4 protein-coding genes are annotated in these 2,304 nt (G+C 70.0%); all 4 read left to right on the forward strand.

Going from position 1 to position 2,304, the window contains the following annotated elements; all coding sequences use genetic code 11:
- The first annotated feature begins 454 nt into the window (after positions 1-454).
- The 4 genes from ACIQUC_RS17710 to ACIQUC_RS17725 all read left to right on the forward strand — a co-directional run bounded on the left by ACIQUC_RS17710 (position 455) and on the right by ACIQUC_RS17725 (position 2,188).
- A complete protein-coding gene (locus tag ACIQUC_RS17710) occupies positions 455-874 on the forward strand; it encodes a hypothetical protein (RefSeq protein ID WP_402269438.1) in 420 nt (139 codons plus the stop codon).
- 81 nt (positions 875-955) lie between these two features.
- The gene (locus ACIQUC_RS17715) at positions 956-1,411 is read left to right on the forward strand and encodes a hypothetical protein (RefSeq protein ID WP_402269440.1); all 456 of its coding nucleotides are present in this window, start codon (positions 956-958) and stop codon (positions 1,409-1,411) included.
- Positions 1,412-1,508: 97 nt separating this feature from the next.
- On the forward strand, positions 1,509-1,682 hold the full coding sequence (locus ACIQUC_RS17720; protein WP_402269442.1) for a hypothetical protein: 174 nt from the start codon (positions 1,509-1,511) through the stop codon (positions 1,680-1,682).
- Positions 1,679-2,188, forward strand: coding sequence for a hypothetical protein (locus ACIQUC_RS17725; RefSeq protein WP_402269444.1), 510 nt, complete (start codon positions 1,679-1,681; stop codon positions 2,186-2,188). The genes ACIQUC_RS17720 and ACIQUC_RS17725 overlap by 4 nt, the downstream gene beginning before the upstream one ends.
- Positions 2,189-2,304 lie beyond the last annotated feature (116 nt).

The following is a 2,304-nucleotide window of genomic DNA, read 5'->3' on the forward strand; positions in this document are numbered from 1 at the left end:
GCCGGACGGCGCGGGTGCGCCGGACGGCGCGGGTGCGCCGGACGGCGCGGGTGCGCCGGACGGCGCGGGTGCGCCGGACGGCGCGGGTGCGCCGGACGGCGCGGGTGCGCCGGTCGCGGTGCCAGTCGCGACCGGTGCGGGGTCGGGAGGCGCGGTGTGGTCGGACACCGCGCCTCCCATGTGCGCGGGCCGGTCTGATATGTTGACGGACATCCACGGGGCGGGGAGGACGCATGGGGAATCTGCGGGTCGACACGTCGACGCTCGACGCACTGACGCACGCGCTGGCACCAGTGCCGCGAGCCGTCCGGCTCGACCGAGCGTTCGATGACCAGCCCGACGGCGCCCTCCGAACGGCAGGTGCCGCTGAGTGACCCGACGATCCGGAGTGGTCACCGCGAGCCTCGTGATGTCCCTGACCCTTTCACTCACCGCGTGCGCCGGAGGACCGTCGATGACAGAGACACCCGACTCACGCGCATCGTCCTCGATCACTCGCGCTGCCGCTGAGCGGCGGACGACCTCGATCCAGGACCGCGTCATCGCGACCCTCCCCGCAGGCGCGGTCGCGAGCAGTCGGACGATCGACTGGACCCTGCTCGCTTGCTCGGCCACCGAGGTCTCGGCTGCCGGCGGCGCGTGGCTGACGCTCGCGCGCGACATCGACGTGGGCGCCGCGTACGACGCGATGATCGCTGCCGTCCGCGACGACGGCTACACCGCTACCACGGACACGACCGGCAAGGGGGCGAAGCGCTTGACGATCACCGGCGTCGCTGACGACCAGTTGCTCATCACCATCTACAACGACACGCAGAAGATCCGGATCTCGTCGTTCTCGCAGTGCTTCCGCGGGTCTCTCACCGACGGCTGAGCGGCTGGCCCGACCATGAACGAACGAGCGGAGACTCCGATGAACAGGCGTTCCACGGCCGTGTCTGCGACGGGACTGTTGGTGACTCTCGCGCTGACCGCCTGCGCAGGAGCTTCGATGCCGGAATCACGCACACCGTCCAGTTCACCGTCACTTTCGCGGGGCGTCGCCGAGGCACGGGCAAACGACGTGCAGCAGCGGATCACCGATGCCTTTCCGGCCGGGTCCATCGCCACGAACGACACGGGGCGCCGGACGCTCCTGGCTTGCTCGGACACGGAGGTGTCAGCAGGAGGTGGCGCCTCGATCACGCTCAACCACGAGGTCGATGTCGACGCCACCTACGATGCGATCACGGAAGCTGTGCGGCCCGATGATTACACCACCGCGACCAGCACGACACGCAAGGGCGCCACGCAGCTCACCGTGACCGGACCCCACGACGACCAGTACCTGATCACCATCTACAACGACACCCGGACCGTGCAGATCTCGTCGTTCTCGGAGTGCTTCCCTGGCGCGTTGACCGACGACTGAGCGGGTGGCCACCCGACGATCCAGAACGCTCATCGCGAGCCTCGTGGCGCTGACGTCTCCGGCCCTGTCACTCACCGCGTGCGCCGGAGGACCGTCGATGACGCAGACACCCGACTCGCGCGCATCGTCCTCGATCACTGGCGCTGCCGCTGAGCAGCGGACGACCTCGATCCAGGACCGCGTCATCGCGCCCCTTCCCGAAGGCGCGGTTGCTCGGATCGAGGGCAACCAGGACGTCCTCGACGACCTCGTGGAGGAGATCTTCCCGTGACCAGCCACCGATTCATCCCATCCGCCATCGGGGCACTCATCGCCCTCGCCCTGACCGCCTGCGCGGGAGGCCCGTCCATGACCGCATCACCGGCGACCCCCTCGAGCTCGGACCAGGCAGCGGACCGCTCCGGGGCCGAGGACCGCGCGGGCACCGTCCAGCGCAGGATCGCCGAGACGTTCGACGGCGACAAGGTCTCGTCCGAGACGACACGCGACTGGGTGCTGCTCGCCTGCAGCGACTCGGAGGTGCAGTCCGCGGGCGGGATCACCCTGCGCTTGGCAGCATCCGAGCCGGTCGACTCCGCCTACGAGAAGATCCGGTCCGAGTTCTCGGCGGACTCGTCGTTCACGGCCGAGACCGGGAAGACCGGGCAGGGAGCCGAGCGGCTCGCGCTCAGCCGCGGAACGGGCGAGCGGTACCTCGTCACGGTGGACAACGAGTCGCTGACCGTCCGGATCGCGTCGTTCTCGGAGTGCTTCCCAGGATCGTTGGCCGATCGGTGACGACGGACGGGAGGCGCGGTGGCAGCTGGCACCGCGCCTCCCCGCCGTCGTCGGGGCGCGGCACCGGGTGATAGAGCTGTTGTTCGCCGGCGGACCCCGGTTGGCGGGGGCGCCGT

Origin of the sequence: Curtobacterium sp. NPDC098951 (assembly GCF_044759965.1) — a bacterium.
In the GTDB taxonomy this organism is placed as follows: Bacteria; Actinomycetota; Actinomycetes; order Actinomycetales; family Microbacteriaceae; genus Curtobacterium.

Excerpts from the sequence above, each read along its gene's own strand:
- ACIQUC_RS17710 (WP_402269438.1), top strand. The coding sequence starts at position 455 with ATGACAGAGACACCCGACTCACGCGCATCGTCCTCGATCACTCGCGCT.
- ACIQUC_RS17720 (WP_402269442.1), top strand. The coding sequence starts at position 1,509 with ATGACGCAGACACCCGACTCGCGCGCATCGTCCTCGATCACTGGCGCT.